Source organism: Frankia sp. Hr75.2 (assembly GCF_949319125.1).
Lineage (GTDB): Bacteria > Actinomycetota > Actinomycetes > Frankiales > Frankiaceae > Parafrankia > Parafrankia soli.
Map to the genome: position 1 here is coordinate 49,553 of NZ_CASGGV010000177.1, position 22,790 is coordinate 72,342.

The window sequence follows — 22,790 nt, forward strand, 5'->3', positions numbered from 1 at the left end:
CGAAGGGGAGTGCCATGCCCGACCTTGCGATGACGACTGTCGCCGACCTGCTGCGGCGGCGGTCCGCGGACGATGGGACAGCTCTGCTCCTCGGTGACCAGCGGTGGAGCTACAGCCAGCTGGTCGAGGAGGCGTCCCGCCGGGCGGCGCTGTTCGAGGAGCTCCGGGACGGGGACCGCCCACCGCACGTCGGTGTGCTGTTGGACAACGTGCCGGACTATCTGTTCTGGCTGGCCGCGACGGCTTTGTCGGGGGCCGTGGTCGTCGGCGTCAACGCGACGTACCGGGGTGATCAGCTCGGCCAGCTCATCCGGCACACCGACTGCCAGCTGCTGGTCACCTCGTCCGGCTACCAGCCGCTGTTGGACGGGGTGGACACCGGTGTCGCCGCCGACCGGGTGCTGGTCGTCGACGGGCCGGACTACGCGGCACGGGTGGCGCGGCAGCGGCCGCTGCCGCCCGACCGGCCGGTGCGGGCCGAGGACCTCTTCCTGCTGATCTTCACGTCGGGGTCGACGGGCCTGCCGAAGGCGGTGCGCTGCACGCAGGGGCGGTTCGCGCGTACCGGCGCCCACGTGGCCCGGATCGCCGAGCTGGGCGACGGCGACGCGGTGTATTCGCCGCTGCCGTTCTTCCACTCCAGCTCGTTGTTCACCGGGTGGTCCTCCGCGCTGAACGCGGGGATCCCCATCGCGACCCGGCCGAAGTTCTCCGCTTCGAACACCCTGCCGGACCTCCGCCGGTTCGGCGCCACGATGATCACATACACCGGCAAGGTCCTCAACTACATCCTCGCCACGCCTGAGGGTCCCGACGACGCCGAAAGCTCGTTGCGGCTGGCGATCGGCAACGAGGCGTCGGTGCGCGACATCGGTGTGTTCGCCCGCCGGTTCGGCTGCACCGTCCGGGACAGCTACGGCTCCACCGAGGGCGTTGTCATCGTCCGCCGTGACCCGTCGATGCCCGCGGGCGCCCTCGGCGCCGCCGATCCGACGGTCCGGGTGCTCGACGCGCAGACCGGGCTGGAATGCCCGCCGGTGACGTTCGGTCCGGACGGGCGCCCGACCAATCTGGACGAAGCCGTCGGTGAGATCGTGGAGACCGTCCCCACCGGCGGGTTCGAGGGCTACTACCGCAACGAGGAGGCGACCCGGTCCCGGTTCCGGGACGGCCGGTACTGGTCCGGGGATCTGGCCTACCGCGACGCCGACGGCTGGTTGTACTTCGCCGGCCGGTCGAACGAGTGGCTGCGGGTCGACGGCGAGAACTTCGCGGCGGCGCCGGTGGAGGCCATCGTCGCCCGCCATCCGGACGTGCGTTCCGTCGCGGTCTACGCCGTTCCCGATGACCCGGTCGGGGACCGGGTCATGGTCGCCCTCGAGCTGCGGGGCGGCGCCGGGTTCGATCCCGCGGCGTTCGACGCCTTCCTCGCCGAGCAGCCCGACCTCGGTCCCAAATGGTGGCCGGCCTTCGTCCGGGTCACCGGGGAGCTGCCGAAGCTGGCCAGCATGAAGATCGACAAGATGTGGCTGCGGCGCGAGGCCTGGCGGGCGGACGGCGTCCTCTGGCGGCCCGCGAAGGGCGAGGCGCTGCGTCTGCTCGACGACGCCGACCGCACCCGACTCGACCCACTTCTCGGATGAGCGACGCACCGGTTCCCGAGCAGGCAGGGAACTCATGACAGCGCTGACCTCATGACAGCGCTCGAGCAACCGGACGCCAGCCCGGCACTTTTCGGCGTCTCGCGCCGGACGGGTCGAGTTCGGTTGTGCCCTGGGCGGAGCCGACCGGCGGACGCTGTTCCTGCTGACCGCGACCGACTGGACCGCACAGGCCCTGGCGGGGCGCAGAACCTCCGCCGTGACGACCCTCCGGGTCCTCGTTCCTGGGGCCGGGCTGCCCTGAGGGCGCTCAGCGGGGGAGGCCGAGTCCCCGTTCGGCGATCGTGTTCCGCTGGATCTCGTCGGTGCCACCGCCGAGGCGCAGGCCCGGGGCGAACAGCAGCCGTTCGATCCATGGCGCGGCCTGCGGGTCGTCGACGAGCGTCACCGCCATCCCGAGGATGGTGGTCGCCGCGTCGGCGCTGAGCCGGGCGTGCTCGGAGTAGAGCAGCTTCGTCGTCGGTCCGGCCGCCGGGACGGCGTGCCCGGCGGCGATCCTGGCCCGGAGCAGGTCCAGCGTGCGCTCCCGGATGACCGCCTGGGCCAGCAGATCCCGAACGCCCGGGTCGTCGGAGCAGCCGAGCTGCCTGGCCAGCCCGACGAGCTGGGTGGCGGAGCGCGCGCTGGTGCCGCCGCCGATCGCGGCCCGTTCGCTGGCGAGCATCGTCCGCAACACGGCCCACCCTTCCCTCGGGCCGCCGATCAGCCCGTTCTCCGGCACGAAGGCGTTGTCGAGGAAGACCTCGTTGAAGTGGTAGGCCCCGGACATCTGACGGAGCGGGCGGATCTCGACCCCGGGCTGCTCCATCTTCATCGCGAAGCACGACAGGCCGGCCCGGCCCTCCTCCCGGCTCCCGGTCCGGGCGATGAGCAGGGCGTAGTCGCTGCAGCCCGCGTTGGAGGTCCACACCTTCTGGCCGGTGACCGACCAGCCTCCGTCCACGGGGGTCGCCCTCGTCTGCGCGCTGGCCAGGTCGGAGCCGGCGCCCGGCTCGGACAGCAGCTGGCACCAGCCGTGCTCGCCCCGCAGGATGGGCGGCAGGTAGGCGACGCGCTGCTCGTGGGTCCCATGCCCGAACAGCACGGCGGGGACCATCTCCAGCGCGACGGCGAACATCTTCGTCGACACGCCCCACTTCGCCTGTTCCGCCACGACGACCTCGTCCTGCCAGCCCGGGGCACCGTGGCCGCCGCACTCGGTCGGCCAGGACCGGCCTGCCAGGCCGGCGTCGAACAACCGGCGCTGCCAGGCGCGCGTGACGGTGATCGCGTGCTGTTCCTGCTCGTGGTACTCCTGCGGGGTCCGCGCGCTGACGACGTGCACCGCGGAGAAGTCCTCCGGCGATCCCTTGCGCGGCGCGTTGGCCACGAACCACTCGCGGACCCGAGCCTCGAACCGTGCTCGTCCTTCGACCCGCGCTCGTCCTTCGCCGCTGCGCCCGGGGGCCGGTGCGGGTGAGTGCTGCATCGGGTCTTCGCCTCCACACACGTTCGTAGCGACTCGGTTCACGATCACTTCGGGATGCCCGCGGCGGTCGGGCCGCCGGCGGGCCGGCCCGCCGGCCGGGCCGGCCCGCCGGCCGGGCCGGCCCGCCGGTTCATTCGGACTGCTCGGCGAGCACGTACCGGGCGAGTCGCTGCCGGTGGTGGGCCGGGTGACCGAAGAGCTGCCGCGAGCTGTGCGCGCGCTTCAGGTACAGGTGCGCCGGATGCTCCCAGGTGACACCGATGCCGCCGTGGACCTGGATGTTCTCGGTGGCCGCCGCGACGAAGGCGTCACCGCAGCACGCCTTCGCCAGACTTGCGGCCAGCGGCAGGTCGGGCAGGTTGTCGGCCGCCGCCCACAGGCCGTGGTAAGCGGCCGAGCGTGCCGACTCGACGCCGAGATGCATGTCGGCGAGCTTGTGCTTGACGGCCTGGAACGAGCCGATCGGTCTGCCGAACTGGACCCTGGTCCTGGCGTGGTCGACCGCCATGTCGAGTACCCGCGCCGCCCCGCCGACCTGCTCGGTGGCGATCGCGACCGCCGCGAGGTCGAGCACGTGCTCCAGTACCGGCCGGGCCGCGCCCGCCTCGCCGAGCAGCCGGGCCGGCGCCGCGGTGAAGGTGATGTCGGCCTGCCTGCGGGTCTGGTCGAGGGTGGCCCGCGGCACACGGTGCACGCCCGGGGCTCCCGCGTCGACCGCGAGGACGCTGAGGCCGGCTCCGGTGCGGGCGACGACGAGCAGCAGCGACGCCGCGTGCCCGTCGAGCACGAACGCCTTCTTCCCCGAGACCGTCCACCCGTTGCCGTTGCTGTGGCCGTCGAGGGTGGCTGTGGTGGTGATGCCGTCGGCACCGGCCCAACGGCCCGCGGATTCGGTGAGCGCGAGCGTGGCGACGGTCGTGCCGGCGGCGATCCCGGGCAGGTAGTCGTGGCAGGCGGCGTCGTCACCCAGACCGAGCAGGGCCGAGGCGGCGAGGACCACGGTCGACAGCACCGGCGCGCACAGCAGCGAGCGTCCCGCCTCCTCGAGGACGACCCCGAGCTCGACGAATCCGCAGCCCGCGCCGCCGTATTCCTCCGGCAAGGTCAGACCGGCGATTCCGAGCTCGCCGGCGAGCTGGTGCCAGAGACCGGGGTCGTAGCCGTCGACCGTCTCCATGAGACGTCTGACCTCGGCCTCGGGCGAGGTCTTGTCGAGGAAGTCGCGAACCGTCCGCCGGAGTTCGTTCTGCTCTTGGGTGAAAGCTAGATTCACGTGGCCTTCCTCAGGAGATGAAGACAGTCCGTACGCGTGGACCGCTCGCCGGCTCGCGCGGGGATCAGCCTGCGGTGGCCAGGCTCAGTTCTTCTCGGCGAGACCGAGAACGCGGGCGGCGTTCTCCCGGAGGAATTTCGGCAACACGTCCTCCTTCAGCGGGAGCTGCGCCAGTTCTGTCATGATCCGGTCGAGGGACAGGCCCATGGGGAAGTAGCCGCCGTACAGGATCCGGTCCGCGCCGCGGGTGTTGGCGTAGTCGATGATGTCCGCCGGGTAATAGCGCGGCGAGAAGGCGCTGGTCGAGTAGTACAGGTTGGGCCACTTGATCATCAGTTTCACGGCGAGGTCGGTCCACGGCTCCGCACCGTGCCGCATGACGAACACCAGCTCGGGGAAGTCGTACATCACCCGGTCCACGAGCTCGACGTGCTGGACCATGGACGGCACCCGGGGGCCGGCGATCCCGACCGTCACGAACACGGGGATGCCCAGCTCGACGCACTTGGCATAGATCGGATACATCTGTGGTGCGTCGATGGCCACCTGCGGCAGCACTCCGTGCGGAAAGAGGGAGACAGCCCGGACGCCCCACTTTTCATGGACGCGGACGAGGGTACGAATTCCCTCCATTCCCCGGTTGGGATCGCAGCTCCATGAGCCGACGAATCGGCCCGGGTGTTCGGTGAGTGCGCGCTCGGCGGCCTCCGTGTTCGCGCTCAGGCTGATCAGGGCGATCTCGACGCCGTGCCGGTCCATCTCGCCGAGTACGAGCGCGACCGGGTCGACGTCGTCGGCGAGGTGGCTGGCAGGCACGTCGTGGAACATGTACGCCGCCGGCATCACGAATTCGTCCCGCGACTCCTTGTCGCGTAACGAGGCCCTGATCTGTCTGTACAGCGCGGCCGGATCCTGGGGGAATCCCACCATTGTGTCGATCACACCGATGTCGAACGGCCGGAGCGAGCGGTCGGTCGTGGCGGGGGGTGGGAACGTGGGAGCCACCTTGGGTACCTTCCGTGATGCTTGCGCCGCGACGCCGCCCCCCACGGCGGCGGTGGCGGTGTCCGGGCCGGGATCGGCGGCGGTCGCCGTCGGTCGGGCCGGGCCAACGATAGCCCGCGATCACTGTCGATGTCGACATCGATATCGACATGAGTTACGCTCGCCGCACGGCGGTGGATTCGCCATCAGGCCCAGGGTGATCCGGCCTCCGAGGAGTGGCCGTGCGGAGGCGGGATCCGCCGGCGAGGTCGGTATCGCGGCTCAAGGTCAAGATCCCATTTCGAGCTGGTCGCGTCCATGGCGACTGAGGACTCCGCGCGCGGTCCTGAGGCTGGAGGACACATGTATCCCGGCACCCACGCGGCGTCCGCTCCGGACCGGCCCGCGGTCGTCATGGCCCACAGCCGGGAGATCGTCACCTACGGTGAGCTGGACAGTCGTTCCGCCCAGCTCGCACGCCTCCTCCACGCCCGCGGGCTGCGCGCCGGCGACGTCGTCGCCCTGTTGGCGGAGAACCATCCCCGCTTCCTGGAAGTGCTGTGGGCGGCGGTGCGCTCGGGCCTGTACCTGACGGCGATCAACCGCTACGCCACCGCGGACGAGATCGCCTACATCCTCCGCGACTCACAGGCGTCGGCGCTCGTGGCGACCGCGAAGCTCGCCCCCGTCGCCGGCACGGCGGTGGCGGACGTGGCGGGGTGCGAGACCCGCCTGATGATGGACGGGGCCGTCGAGGGTTTCGAGCCGTACGAGGAGGCGATCGCGTCGTTCCCGCCGCAGGCCCTTCCCGGGCAGCCGTGTGGTGAGCTCATGCTCTACTCCTCGGGCACGACCGGGCGTCCCAAGGGGATCAGGCGGCCGCTGCGCGGGATCGAGGTCGGGGACCCCGTGGCGGCGGGCGGCGCGCTGATGTGCCAGCGGCTCGGCGGCATGGATCAGCGGTCGGTGTACCTCTGTCCGGCGCCGCTCTACCATGCGGCCCCCCTCGGCTGGGCGCGGGGAGCGCACGAGCTGGGCGCCACCATTGTGATCATGGAGAAGTTCGACGCGCGGGAGATGCTCGAGCTGATCGAGCGGGAGCGGGTCACCCATGTCCAGGCGGTCCCGACGATGTTCGTCCGGCTGCTGAAGCTCCCGGCCGAGGTCCGCAAGGGCTACGACCTGTCGAGCCTGCGGCGGGTCGTCCACGCGGGTGCTCCGTGCCCCGTCCCGGTGAAGCGCGAGATCATCGAGTGGCTGGGCCCGATCGTGACCGAGTACTACTCGGGAACCGAGGGCGCCGGCATGACGGTCATCGCGTCGGCCGAGTGGCTCGACCATCCCGGCTCCGTCGGCCGGCCGGTGCTCGGCACGATCCGCGTCTGCGGGCCGGACGGCGCCGAGCTGCCCACCGGTGCGACGGGCTCGATCTACTTCGAGCGGGACGGCACCGTCTTCGAGTACCACAACGATCCGGAGAAGACCCGGTCGGTGCGGCACCCCGGGCACGAGAACTGGCTGTCCTTCGGTGACCTGGGCTACGTGGACGACGACGGATACCTGTACCTCACCGACCGGAGCGCGTTCACGATCATTTCGGGCGGAGTGAACATCTACCCGGCCGAGATCGAGGCGTGTCTCGCCGTGCATCCGGCGGTGGCCGACGTCGCCGTGTTCGGACTGCCCGACCCGGAGATGGGCGAGTACGTGCACGCGGTCGTGCAGCCGGCCGAGGGTGTACGGGCCACGGCGGAGCTGGCCGAGGCGCTGCGGGCCCACGTCCGGGAGCAGCTCGCCGGGCCGAAGGTTCCCCGGGTCGTCGACTTCCAGGCGGAGCTGCCGCGCCTGCCCACCGGCAAGCTCTACAAGGTTCCGCTGCGGCAGAAGTATCTGGATCGCCTGGCGGCCCGCCCGCCGGCGGACTCGCGGACCCCGCCCGCCGCGGCGTCGTCGGATTTGTCAGGAGGAGTGCGGTGAGCGGGCACGACGAGCTCTACATCGACGGGCGCTGGACCAGCCCTGCCGGCTCCGAGCTGTTCGAGGTGGTGTCCGCGGCCACCGAGGAGATCATCGGAACGGTTCCCGCGGGCCGGCCCCGCAACGGAGCCAGGCGGCGCCGGCACCACGAACCGTCCCGATGGAGGTCCGGTGGGAAACCCCTTCAGTTACCAGGACAAGCGGGTCGTCGTCACCGGCGGTGCCTCCGGTATCGGCGCCGCTCTGCTCGAGCTTCTCGGTGACCTCGGCGCGCCGCACGTCACAGTGATCGACCGGAAGCCGCCAGCCGCTGCGGTGGATCGTTTCGTCGAGGCCGATCTGTCCTCCCGGGCGGGCGTCGACGCCGCCGCGGCGGCGATCGAAGGTCCGGTGGACGTCCTGTTCAACAATGCCGGGGTTGCCGGTACGCAGCCCGCGCCTGTGGTCTTCAGCGTGAACTACCTGGCGGTCCGGCGGTTGTCGGAGCGGCTCGCGGGACGGATACCGGCCGGCGGGGCCGTCGTCATCACCTCGTCGATGGCGGGGATCGGCTGGCAGGCGCACCAGGACGAGCTGGGCAGGCTGATGGCGATCGACGACTGGGACGAGGCGCTCACCTGGCTGGACACCCACCCCGAGCGGGCCGGCGACCCGTACGCGCTGTCCAAGGAGTGCACCCAGCTCTACACGCTCCGCGCGGCCCGCGCGGCCAGCCGGGCGGGGACCAGGATCAACAGTGCCTGTCCCGGCGCCACGAGCACGCCGCTGCTCGGAGACTTCCGGTTGACGATGACCGACGAGATCATCGACTGGTCGGTCCGGCAGGGCCTCGGACGGCCGGCCTCGCCCCGTGAGGTCGCGCAGATCCTCGCGTTTCTCGGCTCGGACGCCGCCGGCTACCTCAACGGCGTGAACCTCCCGGTGGACGCGGGCCTGCAGGCGGCCCTCGCGACGGGCCAGACCGACTAGCCGGGACGGGCCAGACCGACTGGCCGGGACAGACCGACTGGCCGGGACGGGCCGCTCGGCCCGGCGGGCCGCCTCCAGTCGAAGCCGCGGTTCGAGGGTCGATATATCTCGACATCGGTGTCGACTTCGATATTCTGGCGACGCCGCGTCGGGCGTCAGGCCGCATGAACGACGATCGGAATGCGAGACGGACCGTGACGAATAAGCCCACCAAGCCGTGGATCTTCGACTTCGACAACCACTACTACGAGGCAGAGGACGCCTTCACCAGGTACCAGGACCGCTCGCTGCGTAACCGCGGTGTCCGGTGGGCCGAGGTGGACGGCCGGCGCCGCCTGCTCGTGGGAGGGACGCTCAACTCCTACATCGCCAACCCGACCTTTGATCCCGTTGCGAAGCCGGGCGCGCTGTACGACTGGTACCGGGGCAACCCGCGCCAGCAGCAGATCAAGGATGCCTTCGGGGAACTCGAGCCGCTGCGGCCGGAGTACCGCGACCGCGCGTGTCGTCTCCAGCTGATGGATGAGCAGGGGCTGGCCGGCATGCTGCTGTTCCCCACGCTCGGGGTGGGCGTCGAGGACGCGCTCAGGCACGACCCGGAGGCCGGGGGCAAAGTCTTCCGGGCGTTCAACCGGTGGCTGGACGAGGACTGGGGCTTCAACTACGAGGGCCGGCTGTTCGCCGTGCCCTACGTTCCCCTGCTCGACCCCGCGGCCGCCGTCGACGAGCTGCGACGGGTGATCGAGGCCGGAGCTGTCGTGGTGAACGTCCGCAACGCGCCGGTTCCGGTGCCCGGTGGCTTCCGCTCACCGTTCGATCCGGTGTACGACCCGTTCTGGGGGCTGGCCGCCGAGGCCGGGATCGTCGTGGCGACCCACGCCGGCCTCGACGGCTACGACACCCTGGTACAGATGTGGGAGCCGGGCGGTGCGGAGAGCTCGCTGTTCCGCTCGCCGTTGCGCGGCATCGTCACGAAAGGCCGGGCGGTCAGCGACTTCTACGCCGCCGCGGTCTGCCACAGGATCTTCGACCGCTTCCCCGCGCTGCGGTTCGCCAGTGTCGAGAACGGTGCCGCGTGGGCGCCCGAACTGCTGCACCGCCTGGACGACGCCGCCAACCGGAACCCGGGCTACTTCCAGGACCACCCGAGGGACGTGTTCGGTGAGCACGTGTGGATCACTCCCTTCTGGGAGGACCGCGTCGACGAGCTCGTGGCCGATGTGCGGGTCGACCGTCTGCTGCTCGGGTCGGACTGGCCTCACGCCGAGGGCACCCGCGCGCCCGCCGACTTCCTGACCGAGTCGCTGGGCGGGCTGCCCGACGCCGACATCCGGCGGATCGCCCGCGAGAACGCCCTCGAGGTCATGCGGATCTCGCTCGACTGACCCGGCCGGAGCTGCGCGGCCGGCCTCGCGAACGGACCCGGCCTGCTTTCCGCCTGGCGTCAAGCGCCCTGCCTGATCGACGACTTCGGAGGAACCAGCATGGATATCGCGGCAGCGGCCACCGTCTTCACGGATCCGCGGGCGTACGCCGACAACGAGCGCTTCCACACCGCCACCGCCCTGCTGCGGCGTGAGTCACCGGTCCACCGTGTCGAGCATCCGAACTTCAACCCGTTCTGGGCCGTCACCAGGCACGAGGACGTCATGGCGATCTCCCGCGCCTCCGACATCTGGATCAACGAGCCCCGGCCCGCGCTCGGCCCCAAGCCCAAGGACGCCGACCGGGAGAACATCCCGATCCGGTCGCTGGTCCAGATGGACGCCCCGGACCATCCGGTCTACCGCCATGTGAGCGCGGACTGGTTCAAGCCGGCCGGTGTCCGGCGGCTGCGCGACCGCATCGCCGAGCTGGCGAAGCGCTTCGTGGACCGCATGGCCGACCAGGGCGGCGAGTGCGACTTCTTCGCCGACATCGTCTCGCACTACCCGCTGTACGTGATCCTGTCCCTGCTCGGCCTGCCCGAGGAGGACTTCCCCCGGATGCTCAGGCTGACCCAGGAGCTGTTCGGCGCGGACGACGAGGACCTGGCCAGGAACCAGGACAGGCAGGCGCAGATGCAGACCCTGATCGACTTCTTCAACTACTTCCAGGCGCTGATCCAGGACCGCCGCGCGAACCCCACCGACGACCTGGGGTCGGTGATCGCCAACGCCACGATTCGCGACGAACAGATCGGCGAGCTCGAGGCGGCCGGCTACTACACGCTGATCGCGACGGCGGGGCACGACACCACCAGCGCCGCGCTCGCCGGCGGACTGCACGCCCTGCTGGAGAGCCCGGGTCAGTGGCAGCGCCTGGTCGACGACCCCAGCCTGGTGACGACCGGTGTCGACGAGATGATCCGGTGGGTCTCCCCGGTCAAGCAGTTCATGCGTACCGCCCGCGAGGACACGGTCGTACGCGGCGTCGAGCTCGCGGCGGGGGAGTCGGTCCTGCTCTCCTATCCGTCGGCCAACCGGGACGAGGACGTCTTCGACAACCCGAACACCTTCGACGTCGGCCGGACCCCGAACCGGCATGTCGCCTTCGGGTTCGGCGCCCACTACTGCCTGGGCACCCACCTGGCCCGCCTCGAGGGCCAGGCGCTCTACGCGGAGCTGGTCCCCCGGGTGCGGTCGATCGAGCTGGCCGGAACGCCCGAGTACATGGAGGCCCTGTTCGTCGGGGGGCCGAAGCGGCTGCCGATCCGCTACACGATGGCCTGACGTGGGCGGCTCCACGCTTGTCGACGAGCTCGCGGTCCAGGCGACCCTCGCCCGCTACTGGTGCCACGACGAGCTGGTCAGGCTCGACGGCGAGTGGCGGATCGCCCGGCGTGACGCGCTGCGGATGGACAGGCCCGCGTGACCGCCGCGGCGCACCACTTCGCCCGGCTGCTGGCGCTCGCGCTGGAGCCGGGCGGCCCGCCCGTGACAGCCACGGCGCCCGTGCGCCCGGAGTCGTTCGCGCCCGGGACCACCCGCGTCCGGGCCTCGGTGCTCCTCGCCATGGTGGACATCGTCGCCGGGCAGACGCCGGACGGGCCGGGCAAGCCGGCGGTGGGGGCCACCATGGACCTGCGACTGGTCCTCCTCTCGTCCCCTCCGACCACCGGCCACCTGCACTTCCGGTGCGAGCCGCTGCGGGTGGGCCGCCGGTTCGTCGTCGCCGAGACCGAGCTGTTCTCCGACGGTTCGCCCCTGCCGTTCGGCCGGGCCGTGTCGACCTTCGCGGTGCTCGATCTCGGAGCCGGGATGCCCGTGGGCGCCTCGCGGGTCGTACCGGTCGAGGGAGGTTCGTTCGACGCGTTCCTGGGGGCCCGCGTGCAGGACGAGCACACCCTTGTCCTCGACTCGTCGCCGAGGCTGGCCAACGGTCCGGCGGGCACCCTCCACGGCGGCGTCCAGGCGCTGGCCGCCGAGCTCGCGGCGGAGCGCGTGGTGGGTGGGCGCGATCGTGGCCTCGCGGTTACCGACCTGGACATCCGCTATCTCGACCGTCTCCGCGTCGGCCCGCTCACCGCGTCCGCGCGGCAGGTGCCGTCCCGGACCGGCGCCCCGGTAGCAGTCGTCCGGCTTGGCGACGCCGGTTCCGGCGACCGTCTGATCGGCCACGCGACGGTCTCCTTCGGACAGCTGTGAGGCACGCCCGTTCCCGACGCCGGCCGCCCTCGAGCTGAGGGCGGCCAGGAGGAGTTCTGATGCTTCCCTCTCCGGAGGACCAGGTGGCGATAGGCGACCTGCTGGCCCGGTACTGCCTGACACTCGACCTCGACGATGTGGCGGGCTGGGTCGGTCTCTTCGTCGAGGACGGCAGCTACCAGGTGTACGGGCGTTCCTTCGACGGGCATGAAGGGCTGCGCGCGATGATGGCCGCGGCGCCCGGTGGACTGCATCTGGGCGGCTCGCCGGTCATCGAGATGCTGAGCGCCGACGAGGCACGCACCTCCCGGAACCTGCTGTTCGTCAGCCGCGCGGACGGCGTCTCGCGCAGTGCCGTCTACACGGACGAGCTCGTCCGGACGGCTGACGGCTGGCGTATCAGACGCTGCAGGTGCCGGTTCATCACGGCGGCCGGTCTCGCGGACCGGCCTGAGCGCTAGCCCCTTCCTCTCCTGCCTGTGACAGCACCGGCGCGGTGGGTGGGAGAAGCTGGAAGGCGACGTCGATTCTTGAATTTCCGGTGTCGGGCCGGTCCGGCTCGGGACACGGCTTCGCCCCGCAGCCGTGGCGCCGTCGCCCCGCGCGCCGGCAGGACGGGCGAGGATGGCAGTCCCACAGTCCGCACAGGACGCCGGTTGCCCTGGACATCCGGCCCGAGGACGGAAGGCGGAACCGCATGCGGATCGGAATGCCGCTGGACTACAGCGGTGGGTTCACGGAGGCGGTCGCGGCGCTCGGCGACTACGAGAAGGCGGGGCTCGACATCGTCTCCGTCCCGGAGGCGTACTCGTTCGACGCGGTCAGCCAGCTCGGATTTCTCGCCGCGCGCACGGAGCGGATCGAGATCGCCTCGGGCATCCTGCCCATCTACACGCGCACGCCCACGCTGACGGCCATGACCGCGGCCGGGCTCGACTTCCTGTCCGGCGGGCGGTTCACCCTCGGGCTCGGCGCGTCCGGGCCGCAGGTGATCGAGGGCTTTCACGGTGTGCCGTACGACGCTCCGCTCGCCCGCACCCGCGAGGTCGTCGAGATCTGCCGGGCGGTGTGGCGGCGCGAGAAGGTCGAGTACGCGGGCCGGCACTACACCCTGCCGCTGCCACCTGAACGGGGCACCGGCCTCGGCAAGCCGCTGAAGATCATAAATCGGCTGGTCCGGGAGCGGATCCCGATCGTCCTCGCCGCGATCGGCCCGAGGAACGTCGAGCTGGCCGCGGAGATCGCCGAGGGCTGGGAGCCGCTCTTCCACCACCCGGAGAAGGCCGGCGAGGTGTGGGGGCGGGCGCTGGCCCAGGGCAGGGCGAAGCGCGCCCCGGAGCTCGGAGAGCTCGACGTCGTCGTCGGCGCGCCGCTCGCGATCGGCGAGGACACTGACGGCCTGCTCGACCTGATGCGTCCCATGTATGCGCTCTACATCGGCGGGATGGGCGCCAAGGGCAGGAACTTCTACAACGACCTCGCTCGGCGGTACGGCTACGTCGCCGAAGCAGAGCTCATCCAGGAGCTCTACCTCGCCGGGAAGAAGAAGGAGGCCGAGGCGGCGGTCCCCGGCGACCTGCTGCGGGCGACCGCGCTCGTCGGCTCCGCGGGCCACCTCAGGGAGCGGTTGGCCGCCTACGCGCAGGCCGGTGTGACGACGCTGAAGGTCACCCCGCTCGCCGCCGACCATCGTTCGCGTGTGGCCGCGATCGAGCAGCTGCGCGAGTGGGCCTCCTGACGCCCCGGCGCGTCCGTCTGTCCGTCGATGCGTTCGAAGATCGCTGATATGCCCTGGCCCCACCGATGCAGACGCTCGCTGATGTGAGCGCAGCGCCAGCTCATCCTGCTCCGAGCGGGAGATGCCGTAGTCCTTACGTAGGTTCTCCGCCGTCTCGATCATTCCGCCGGGTACCGGGAAGTGAATCGCGGCGGCTGGCCGGCGGGACCGCCGGCCAGCGCTTCCACGGATCTGCCCACGGTCTAGTCGAAGGACGTCAGTGTCGGGTCGGTCCAGTCGCGGTTCGCGTTCGACCAGCAGACGAACGGCTTTTCCGCCGTTCCACCCACCAGATTGAACTTGCCTCCCTTGACCTGTACAAAGCTGGCGCATTCCTGGGCGGGTCCGTGCGTCTTCGGGTCGGCCTGGGTCGGGCTGTCGTGCATCCGGGTCCAGTCGAGGGGCGGCACCAGGCCGCCCGCGGTGAAGTCGGTGATCTTGTTCGTCGCGTCGATCACACTCTGCCGGGTGAACGAGGGCCCGGCTGCCAGAATCCCCTGGTAGGCGATGTCCGCGTTGATCCAGCCGATCATCGCGACCTCGCTGATCTCCGCGCCGGTCTCGCCCATCCACTTCTGGAAGTCGGCGAGGCCGCTGTCGCCCGGGTCCGCCTGGAAGGGCCGGAAGGAGACCTGCACGATGTCGCCTTCGAACAGGCCGTCGGCCTCCCGCACGAACTTCTCGTCGTAGGTGTTCGGGTGAAGGATCCTGACGTCCGGCATGCCCTGCCGCTGCAGCTCCTGCGCGAGCGTCTTCTGGCCGTTCAGATCGAAACAGCTCACAATCATGTCGACGCCCGCGCGCTTCATCGCCGACACCTCGGGCCCGATTCCGTTGGGAAGACCGAACGCGAGTGCGTCGTTGAAGTACACCACCTGCTGGCCGGTCTCGGGGGCGTACAGCTCGATTGAGTCCCGGACAGACTGGGCGCACCGCTTCGAGGAGTCGGAAATACCGTAGCCCATGGCCGCAATGTGCGTGGCGCCGACGATCTTGGCGCCGTAGGGGTAGTAGCGGGCGGTGCACTCAAGGCACGTGATGCCGGCGTTGCCCCAGATGTCGTCGTGGCCGACCATCGCAGCCGGTTGGATCGCCCACACGTACTGCGGGATTCCCGCCTTCGCCAGGTCGCCCCACCCGGTGGGAAGCTGGGCGGCGCTGAACGTGCCGAACGTGTCGTTCGCGGTGATGATCTGCAGCGCACTCTGCTGGTTCTGACCCAGCTGGTCGTCGATCTTACTCGTCAGTTTCAGCTGCCGGCCGTGCACGCCGCCTTCGCTGTTGCGGAAGGCGAAGTACGCCTCGATTCCCTGGGCGAAGCAGTCGTAGATGCAGGCTCCGGTCGGATTGTTCGTCTTTGTCGCCAGCATCGAGAAGTTGACCGCGTCGGCGGTGACGCCTGGCGCCCCGTTCGCCGGGGCCGGTCCAGCGGTGCCATCACTCTCGGTCGAGTCCCCCCCGCCCGAGTTCGAACAGGCCGCCGCCGTCGCGAGCGCCAGCGCGACCAGGAGTACCGACAACCGGCGTAGACCGGCGTGTAATCGCTTCATGAGAATCTGGTAGTCCTTCGGATCTCACGCCTGAAGATTTAGTCTCCGAGCGCCATCTGATTCTGACAGAGGTCCGGACGATAGGACCGGGTGTCCGTCTGAGCGGTCACGCGACGACGCCGCGGATTCGCAGGTCGATGACGGCTTCCATGTCGAGGCCGATGTCGGCGAGGATCTCGTCGCCGTGTTCGTTGAACCCCGGGGCGCGGCCGGCCGCGGCGGGCTGCTCGTTGTACTGCATGGGCGCGGCCACCAACTCGAACGGAGCGCCGGTCGCCGACTCGCACGGCTGCAGGTAGCCGTTCGCGGCGGTCTGCGGATCGGCGGCCGCCTCGAGGGTGTCCTGCACGACCGCCCACTGCCCGCTGAACGGTTCGAGCCTGCGGCGCCATTCGTCCACCGGCCGCTCGGCGAACGCCAGGGTGAGGTGGGCGGCGACCTGCCTGTGGTTGGCCATGAGCGACCCGTGGTCGGCGAAGAGCGGGTCGGTGGCCAGCTCCGGGCGGCCGATCACCGCACAGAGCTCGGCCCAGTACCTGCCCGCCTGCAGGCAGCACAGCATGAGGCCCCGGCCGTCCTTCGTGCCGTACGTGGCGACCAGCGGGTTCCTGCTCATGTCCTCGACCGGCGGGGCCTGCCATGGCCGCTTGAGCAGCAGGGACAGCGCGATGGCCTGCCCCATCGCCCACATCCCGGTGTTCAGCAGGGAGATGTCGACGGTCGTGGCCTCGCCGGTGCGCTCGCGGTGGAACAGCGCGCCCATGATTCCGCCGGCGATCGTCACGGCGCCGATCGAGTCGCCGAACCCGGGGCCGGGCGGTGGCGGGTTCAGGCCGTCGTACTCGGGCCGGGTCGTCCCGACCGCGACTCCCGCCCGGGCCCAGAACGCCAGGGCGTCGTAGGCGCCCTTGTCGGCGTCCGGTCCGCGTTCCCCCTGGCCGGTCCCGCGGGCGTAGATGATGTTCGGGTTCGCCGCCCGGATCTCGTCGAGACCGATGCGGAGCTTGGCCCGCACGCTCGGGAGCTTGTTCGTGAGGAAGACGTCGGCCGTCGCCGCGATCCGGTACAGCAGGTCGAGGCCGTCGGCGGAGGTGAGGTCGAGCCCGATGCTGCGCTTGCCCCGGTTCGAGTGTTCGAGCAGGGCGTGCACGCCGCCGCCGACGGCCGCCATCCCGGTCGACTCCAGGCCGCGCATCGCGTCACCCCGCACGACGTGCTCGACCTTGATGACGTCGGCACCGAGATCCGACAGCAGCGCCGAGGCGGCCGGGACGAACGTGTGCTCGGCCACCTCGAGAATTCGGACGCCTTGCATGACTGAGGTCATCGGCCCTCCACGAGCCCGTCGGTCGTGTGTTCGGAGTTGGCGTCGGACGGGTGAGCTGGCACTGCACGGGCGGCCGTAGCCCGGCGCGGATGTGATGCACGTTACTCTCTCATCTTATAGATGATCTATAGCTTGCGCGACCTAAAAAATGAATCATTTAGATAGAAGCGATGGATCTGCGCTACGGTCGAGCCCTTGTGGCTACTCGACGGCTGGAGCCGTCGGCTTCTCAGGCCGCTTCCGTGGCCTGACGGGCCAGCCCGACCCGAAGGATGTTGATCGCCGCGTTCACGTCGGCGTGCGCGGTGTGCCCGCAGGCGACGCAGGTGAACGCGGCCTGTGTTCTGCGGTTGTCGGCGTGGCAGTGCCCGCAGACCGCACACGTGCGGGAGGTGTTGGCGGGGTTGACCTCGACGACGACCCGTCCGGCGCTTTCAGCCTTGGCGCGCAGCACAGTGAGGAACACCCCCCATCCCGCGTCGAGAACGCTTCTGTTCAGCCCGGACTTCGCCGCCTGCCCGTTCGCCGGGAACACCCCGGGCCGGTCCGGGTCGGGTCTCGGCGCGGCCCGGCGGCCAGTCGGCACCGGGGGTCCACGTGCCGAAGGTGGCCGAGCTCGTGGCCGCTCAGCTCCGGTGGCGGATCGTCACCAGCGAGCTTCGCGACGGGGGGGGCTTCCGCGCGAGTCGGACATGCTCGCGGAGTTCAACGCCTCGACGCACGCCTTCCATCTCCGCCTCACCGAGCTGTACGGCACACGCCGTGGGCCCCGGAACCCACGACTACAAGGCATGACCGGACAGGGCGGGCCTGCGACCGCGGGCCCGCCCCTTTTCGGCTGGTGCCGCTGTTACAGACCCAGGGCCTCCTTCACCGAATCCCATACGTAGCCCTTGCCGGGCATGTCGATGTAGGGGATCACCTCGGCGTATCCCAGGCCGGTGACGGACTGGCCGTTGATCGTGCCGCTGACGCTCGAGGTGCCCTCCCAGTACTGGCCGACGGGAACGAGGTCGCTCCACACCTCCTGGTCCGCCAGTTGCGGTGTGACAGTCAGCGAGCCGCCCGGGATGTCGACCTTCCAGCCATGTGGATACGTGATCCCGGTGTGTGGGCTGGTCCAGGTACCGAGCGCGGTCTGGCTGAGCTGGGCGGCCGGGAGATTGGTGGTGCTCCCGTCCGGCCTGACGAGCGTGCCGACCGTCTGGACATAGTTGTTGTTCTTGTCGCGGATGAAGTAGAGCATGTACTGGGTGTTGTTGGAGAGCTGCAGGCTGAACCATTCCCAGCCGCCCTCGCCCGGGTTCCAGTTGCCCCACTGGTGGTCCTGCCAGGCGGTGCCTGTGACGTTCACGGCCACGCCGTGGTCGAAGAGGACTCCGCTGGCCTTGAGGTTGGTCTGCGAATAGTAGCCCGACTGGCCGAACGGTCCGTAGCCGATGACACCCGAGTTGCCGTGCAGTGCGGCCGGGGTCGACTGGCTCAGTGTGAGGCCGCCGAAACTGTAGCTGAGATCGGGGAATCCGCCCGAGACGTGGTTGACGCCGTTCTTCCCGTCCATGTGGACGGTGCCGACGGTGAAGTTGTAGCCACCGCCCGGCGGGACCACGTCCGGCTGGATGCTGTAAATCTCCTTGGTTCCCTTGTAGGTGCCCCGGGTGAGGTCCGAGATCGCGAAATTGACGTTGTAGATCACCGCTGCCGGCGCCGTGGCGAGGCCGTCGTTGCGGACGACCATGCTCTCGAAGCCGTAGGCGTGGCTCTTCCCGAAGACGTCCTTCCCGGTGAGGTGGCCGGTGAAGTACCACCACTCCATCCCGGCGTCGACGTGCGCGGATTCGTCTTTCGGCAGCGACACCGGGCCGTATGTCAGTGCTGAGGCCGCGGGCGTCTGGACCGCGAACAGCAACAGCAGGCCGGACAGTGCCCCCAGGAGCAGGCCGGACACCCTCCTTTTCCGTAATCGCCGCATCCGGGATCCAGTTGACGAGGTCATCGTTCGCACCGCCCTTTCGAATGGATGAGAAGAGTGCGGAACGGGTGCTCCGCACGTGGTCGGCCAGATTTGTCGGGCTTCACGGCGCGGCCGAGCCGCATCCGTCTCCGGACGATGTCCCGTCGTTTCTTCAAAGCTCTCGGCGACAGCCGAAAAAGGACCGGCCGGCGTCGAGAGAAAAATCCGCGCGGGCGTGGATGAAGGCGACCTTCTCATGGTTCCGGTCAGGGTGGCGGCTGAGCGCGAAGCCTGCCTGTTCGTCCTTACCGTCGAACCAGAACTGGTCGTAGGGGTCCGGATGGTCATCGCCGGCATGCGAGATCATCCGTCGGGATGGACCCTAACGGATACATCTAGATTTTTCAAGGAGGTTCGGGAGTCCTTGATCCGCCGCCGCATGGATCGCCGGCGGGCCGGTGGCGCGGCACAGGCAACCCGCTACCGGCGTCAGGTGCCGCCCGCATGCTGGCCGGCCAGCCAGGAGGCGACCTTGCCCCGGGAGTGGAACCCGAGCTTGGTCAGTACCTGCTGGACGTGGGTCTCCACGGTGCGCAGCGAGATCACGAGCCTTGCCGCGATCTCCTTGTTGGTCAGCCCCTGGGCGACGAGACCGGCTACCTGGCGTTCCCGGCGGGTCAGCCCGGCCGCGGCCAACCGGTCGCCCGCGGCGACGCCGATCACCGGAGCCGGCTGGCCGTCCGCGTCCACGGTTGCGGTTGCGGACGGGGTGATCTCGACGTCGCCCAGGCCACAGGCGCACGCGCCCTCGAGCGAGAGTTCGGTGCCGCGCGTCCAGATGGCGTCGAACGCGTGGTGACCGAGCACCCGCCGGGAGTCGGCCTCGCTCTCCCGGCGGAACCGGAACAGGCCCGGAAACGCCGTGGTGGACGTGCCCATCCGTGCCCACAGCCGATCAGCCGTGCCGAGCAGTACCGCGGTCGTCGCATGCCGGCCGCGGCTGGCCTCGATCCAGGCGATGGCCTCCAGGCACAGCGTCAGGCTCAGCTGGTCGGACCGGCTGCTCGTGGCGGAGAGGGCGTCCCGCGCGATCGACAGGGCGGCTTCGGGATCGCCGGCGCGCCAGGTGGCGACGGCGTAGGCCCAGGCAGTGTACGAACGTAGGCACGGATCGTGCTGCAGTTCGGCGATCTCGGCGCACTCGGCGTGGTAGGCCCGCGCGGTCTCGGGGGTCGCGCTGAGCGCGGCGGCCACCGTGAGCAGCGCCAGCGTCTCGAGCTGGCGGTTGATGTCGCCAGCGACGCGGAACTGCGCCAGCGCCTGTTCAAGGTGGTCGATCGCGCCGGACCGGCCGGTGTACAGCGCGTCCATCCCGCCGAGCTGGATGATCAGCGCGGAGGCCGAGAGATCGTGTGTCTCCGAGACCAGGTCGGCGCCCTGCCGGAGGATCCGGGCCGAGGCCGTCGGGTCACCCTGCAAGGTCGCGAGCCAGCCCGCGGCGTGAACGGCCCGGATGCGGTCATGGATGCTTCCGCCGCCGTGGTCGAGGAACCGCGCCAGCCAGGTCCGTCCCTCGTCGAACCGGCCGTCGGCCACCCAGTAGCGATGCAGCGACCCCGCCAGCGCGAGTCCGCGACCGTGGTCGTTCGTCTCGGCGCAGTACTCCATCGCCCGCTGCAGGTTGGCGTGGTCCCGGCGAAGGCGGCTCAGCCACGCCCGCCGATCGGCCCCGAGCAGCCCGGCCTCCGCCCGGGTCGACAGATCAAGGAACCAGTCGCGGTGAGCCCGTCGCAGGGCCGCCTCCTCACCGCTGCTCTCGAGCCTCTCCTGCCCGTACTGGCGGAGCATCTCCAGGAGCCGGAACCGTGCGTTCTCCGGACCCGCCTCGAGGGTCAGGATGGATTTGTCGACCAGCGACAGGATCAGGTCCAGCACGGGTTCGGCGAGCCCGGAAGCCCCGCAGACCCCCTCCGCCGCGTCCAGCTCGAAACCGCCGGAGAACACCGAGAGCTGGGTCCACAGACGCTGTTCCGGCCCGGTGCAGAGCTCGAAACTCCAGTCGATACAGGCGCGCAGTGTCCGCTGCCGCTCCGGAACCCGACGGCCGTCGCGGCGCAGTATCCGTGTGTTCTCGGTAAGTAGTCGCAGGACGTCGGCGGGCAACAACGCGCGGATCTTGACGGCAGCCAACTCGATGGCGAGGGGGATTCCGTCCACCAGGCGGCAGATGCCCCAGACCGCGGCGCGGTTGTCCCGGGTGAGGTCGAATCCGGAGCGCACGGCACGGGCCCGCTCCAGGAAGAGCGTGACCGCGTCACAGCCGGACACGTCGACTCCGTCGAGGTCGGTCTCCGCCGGCACCGGGAAAGGCGCGACCACATAGGTGCTCTCGCTGTCGATTCGCAGCGACTCCCGGCTTGTCGCGAGAATGCGGAGCCCCGGGCAACCGCGCAGCAGGCTGTCCACCAGGTCGGCGCACGCGTCCGCCAGATGCTCGCAGTTGTCGAGCAGGATCAGCAGCTGCTTCTGGGCGAGATGGCCGCGCAACGTCTCCAGCACGCTCTGATCGGTCGGAGGCGGGCAGCCGAACGTCGCCGAGACCAGGTGCGCGAGCAGGCCCGGATCACGCAACTGGGCCAGCTCGACCCACCACACCCCGTCGGGGAACGCGTCACGGACGTCCGCGGCCGCGCGCAACGCCAGCCGGGTCTTCCCCACGCCCCCCGCTCCGACCAGCGTCACGAGCCGGGACCCGCCGAGTAGCCGCCTGAGCTCCGCGCGTTCGGCCTGCCTGCCGACAAAGCTGGTCAGCTCGGCGGGTAATCCCTCGTTCGAGAACCGCGGCGGCGCGGGCATGGGCCATCTTTTGCAGGCACCGCGCGGGACGTCAAGCCGCCGAGTAATCCCCGTAGTAATACCCGTAGTTCCACTGAAGACGTCCCCGCGACGCCCGTCGATTCTGGTTCCTGCGGCCGGGTCCGGCATCCCGGCGGCGCTGCGGCAGCGAGCGCGAGCCCGGCGGTCCCGGTCCCGGCCGTCGGGAGGCCGGGCAACCGGCGTACGGAGAGGAACCCTGTCGATGCTCACCCCGTTCGACGACTACCCCGTCCACCAGACGCCGCTGCCGGTCGCGCACGTCGAGGGCGGGCACCCCGATCACTACGATCGGTTCTGGTTCAACGGTTACGACGGCGAGATGTACTTCGCGCTCGCGCTCGGGCTCTATCCCAACCGGGGAATCATCGACGCGGCCTTCAGCGTCGTTCACGATGACGTCCAGCGGTCCGTGTTCGCGTCGGGACGCATTCCTCTGGACCGGACCGAAACCCGCGTCGGACCGATCTCGGTGGAGATCGTCGAACCGCTGCGGGTCAACCGCATCCGCGTCGACGCGGCCGAGCACGGTCTGGTCGCCGATCTCACCGCCGTCGCCCGCACACCCGCCTACGAGGAGCCGCGGACCACCCAGCACGACGGGACGCGGCTGCTGACCGACTCCACCCGTGCCACCCAGATGGTCAGCTGGACCGGCCAGCTGACGGCCGGGGGCGAGGACGTGCGGATAAGAACCGGAACGTACGGCACGAAGGATCGCTCCTGGGGAGTCCGCGGTCTCGTCGACCGGATTCCTGGTGCGCCGCGTTCCGCCACCCCGCAGGTGTTCTTTCTGTGGGCCCCCTTGAACTTCGCCGACGAGTGTCTGCACTACATGGTGATGGAGGACGAGGCCGGAAACCCCTGGACGGACACCGCGGCGGTGTTGCCCGTGCTCGCCGAGGGGGGGTCGGTCTTCGGACCGGACACCGGCATCCGGCGCCTGCGCGGAGTCAGGCACCAGATTCGCTGGGCCCCGGGGCTGCGACGATCCAACGGTGCCGCCCTCATTCTCGGGGAGGGCGAGGCGGTGGAGCTGGAGCCGCTGCTCACCTTCCGGATGAAGGGCGCCGGCTACCTCCACCCCACCTGGGCCCATGGCCGGTGGCACGACGAACTGGCCGTCGGCGGTGAGGCGCACAAGGTGGCGGAGCTGGATGTTCTGGCCATCGACTGCGTACACGTGCAGCAGGTGGTGCGGGCGACGTGGGGTGGCCGGGTCGGCCTCGGCGTGTTGGAACAGGCCGTCATCGGGCCCTACCGGCCGGGCGGATTCCGCGACCTGCTCGACGGCGCTCCCAGCGCTCCCGGCGTCTGAGTCCACCGTTCTCCCAACGAACCCCGGAGACC

General features: G+C 70.1%; 19 protein-coding genes and 1 pseudogene. 10 read left to right on the plus strand and 10 right to left on the minus strand.

All coding sequences use genetic code 11. The annotated features are described in order from the left end of the window. The first annotated feature begins 14 nt into the window (after nucleotides 1-14). On the plus strand, nucleotides 15-1,643 hold the full coding sequence (locus AC559T_RS13975) for an AMP-binding protein (RefSeq protein ID WP_498868965.1): 1,629 nt from the start codon (nucleotides 15-17) through the stop codon (nucleotides 1,641-1,643). Nucleotides 1,644-1,911: 268 nt separating this feature from the next. Here the strand turns inward: AC559T_RS13975 and AC559T_RS13980 are convergent, their stop codons facing one another. The 3 genes from AC559T_RS13980 to AC559T_RS13990 all read right to left on the minus strand — a co-directional run bounded on the left by AC559T_RS13980 (nucleotide 1,912) and on the right by AC559T_RS13990 (nucleotide 5,407). Continuing rightward, nucleotides 1,912-3,129 carry an acyl-CoA dehydrogenase family protein gene (locus tag AC559T_RS13980; protein WP_112108353.1) on the minus strand — a complete coding sequence of 406 codons (1,218 nt, stop codon included), beginning with the start codon at nucleotides 3,127-3,129 and terminating at the stop codon, nucleotides 1,912-1,914. Between the two features lie 130 nt (nucleotides 3,130-3,259). Next, nucleotides 3,260-4,402 (minus strand): acyl-CoA dehydrogenase family protein, encoded by a 1,143-nt coding sequence (locus AC559T_RS13985; protein ID WP_498868966.1) that lies wholly within the window; start codon nucleotides 4,400-4,402, stop codon nucleotides 3,260-3,262. An 84-nt stretch (nucleotides 4,403-4,486) separates the two neighbouring features. Further along, nucleotides 4,487-5,407 (minus strand): amidohydrolase family protein, encoded by a 921-nt coding sequence (locus tag AC559T_RS13990; RefSeq protein ID WP_498868967.1) that lies wholly within the window; start codon nucleotides 5,405-5,407, stop codon nucleotides 4,487-4,489. Between the two features lie 342 nt (nucleotides 5,408-5,749). Here AC559T_RS13990 and AC559T_RS13995 point away from each other — a divergent pair, with 342 nt between their 5' ends. From AC559T_RS13995 to AC559T_RS14030, 8 genes are all read left to right on the plus strand, one after another. Further along, nucleotides 5,750-7,363 (plus strand): acyl-CoA synthetase, encoded by a 1,614-nt coding sequence (locus AC559T_RS13995; protein ID WP_498868968.1) that lies wholly within the window; start codon nucleotides 5,750-5,752, stop codon nucleotides 7,361-7,363. Between the two features lie 171 nt (nucleotides 7,364-7,534). Then, nucleotides 7,535-8,332, plus strand: a complete 798-nt coding sequence (locus AC559T_RS14000) for a coniferyl-alcohol dehydrogenase (protein ID WP_498868969.1) — start codon at nucleotides 7,535-7,537, stop codon at nucleotides 8,330-8,332. A 194-nt stretch (nucleotides 8,333-8,526) separates the two neighbouring features. Further along, nucleotides 8,527-9,717 (plus strand): amidohydrolase family protein, encoded by a 1,191-nt coding sequence (locus AC559T_RS14005; RefSeq protein ID WP_498868970.1) that lies wholly within the window; start codon nucleotides 8,527-8,529, stop codon nucleotides 9,715-9,717. Nucleotides 9,718-9,816: 99 nt separating this feature from the next. Then, nucleotides 9,817-11,043, plus strand: coding sequence for a cytochrome P450 (locus tag AC559T_RS14010; RefSeq protein WP_498868971.1), 1,227 nt, complete (start codon nucleotides 9,817-9,819; stop codon nucleotides 11,041-11,043). 1 nt (nucleotide 11,044) lies between these two features. Beyond that, on the plus strand, nucleotides 11,045-11,185 hold the full coding sequence (locus AC559T_RS14015) for a hypothetical protein (RefSeq protein ID WP_248828146.1): 141 nt from the start codon (nucleotides 11,045-11,047) through the stop codon (nucleotides 11,183-11,185). Next, a complete protein-coding gene (locus AC559T_RS14020; protein WP_131627095.1) occupies nucleotides 11,182-11,958 on the plus strand; it encodes a hotdog domain-containing protein in 777 nt (258 codons plus the stop codon). Before AC559T_RS14015 ends, AC559T_RS14020 begins: the two co-directional genes overlap by 4 nt. A gap of 59 nt (nucleotides 11,959-12,017) precedes the next feature. Beyond that, nucleotides 12,018-12,419: a nuclear transport factor 2 family protein gene (locus tag AC559T_RS14025; RefSeq protein ID WP_498868972.1), complete on the plus strand. Its 402-nt coding sequence runs from the start codon at nucleotides 12,018-12,020 to the stop codon at nucleotides 12,417-12,419. A 236-nt stretch (nucleotides 12,420-12,655) separates the two neighbouring features. After that, nucleotides 12,656-13,696 (plus strand): LLM class F420-dependent oxidoreductase, encoded by a 1,041-nt coding sequence (locus AC559T_RS14030; RefSeq protein ID WP_498868973.1) that lies wholly within the window; start codon nucleotides 12,656-12,658, stop codon nucleotides 13,694-13,696. Nucleotides 13,697-13,759: 63 nt separating this feature from the next. Here AC559T_RS14030 and AC559T_RS14035 read toward each other — a convergent pair. The 7 genes and pseudogenes from AC559T_RS14035 to AC559T_RS14065 form a co-directional block, all read right to left on the minus strand. After that, nucleotides 13,760-13,858 (minus strand): annotated as a pseudogene (locus AC559T_RS14035) (thiolase family protein); the annotation flags it as partial. A gap of 80 nt (nucleotides 13,859-13,938) precedes the next feature. After that, nucleotides 13,939-15,285, minus strand: a complete 1,347-nt coding sequence (locus tag AC559T_RS14040) for an ABC transporter substrate-binding protein (protein WP_498868974.1) — start codon at nucleotides 15,283-15,285, stop codon at nucleotides 13,939-13,941. Between the two features lie 106 nt (nucleotides 15,286-15,391). After that, nucleotides 15,392-16,612: a CaiB/BaiF CoA transferase family protein gene (locus tag AC559T_RS14045; protein ID WP_112108342.1), complete on the minus strand. Its 1,221-nt coding sequence runs from the start codon at nucleotides 16,610-16,612 to the stop codon at nucleotides 15,392-15,394. Between the two features lie 229 nt (nucleotides 16,613-16,841). Next, nucleotides 16,842-17,198 (minus strand): RNA-guided endonuclease InsQ/TnpB family protein, encoded by a 357-nt coding sequence (locus AC559T_RS14050; RefSeq protein WP_498868975.1) that lies wholly within the window; start codon nucleotides 17,196-17,198, stop codon nucleotides 16,842-16,844. A gap of 264 nt (nucleotides 17,199-17,462) precedes the next feature. Then, nucleotides 17,463-18,560 (minus strand): lipocalin-like domain-containing protein, encoded by a 1,098-nt coding sequence (locus AC559T_RS14055; protein ID WP_368952943.1) that lies wholly within the window; start codon nucleotides 18,558-18,560, stop codon nucleotides 17,463-17,465. 178 nt (nucleotides 18,561-18,738) lie between these two features. Further along, entirely contained in the window at nucleotides 18,739-18,933 is a 195-nt protein-coding gene (locus AC559T_RS14060; RefSeq protein ID WP_071065466.1) for a hypothetical protein, read from the minus strand. 122 nt (nucleotides 18,934-19,055) lie between these two features. Continuing rightward, nucleotides 19,056-21,422: a LuxR C-terminal-related transcriptional regulator gene (locus tag AC559T_RS14065; protein ID WP_112107702.1), complete on the minus strand. Its 2,367-nt coding sequence runs from the start codon at nucleotides 21,420-21,422 to the stop codon at nucleotides 19,056-19,058. Between the two features lie 223 nt (nucleotides 21,423-21,645). Between AC559T_RS14065 and AC559T_RS14070 the strand changes: the two genes are divergently transcribed. Further along, nucleotides 21,646-22,758, plus strand: coding sequence for an Rv3169 family protein (locus tag AC559T_RS14070; RefSeq protein ID WP_368952945.1), 1,113 nt, complete (start codon nucleotides 21,646-21,648; stop codon nucleotides 22,756-22,758). Nucleotides 22,759-22,790 lie beyond the last annotated feature (32 nt).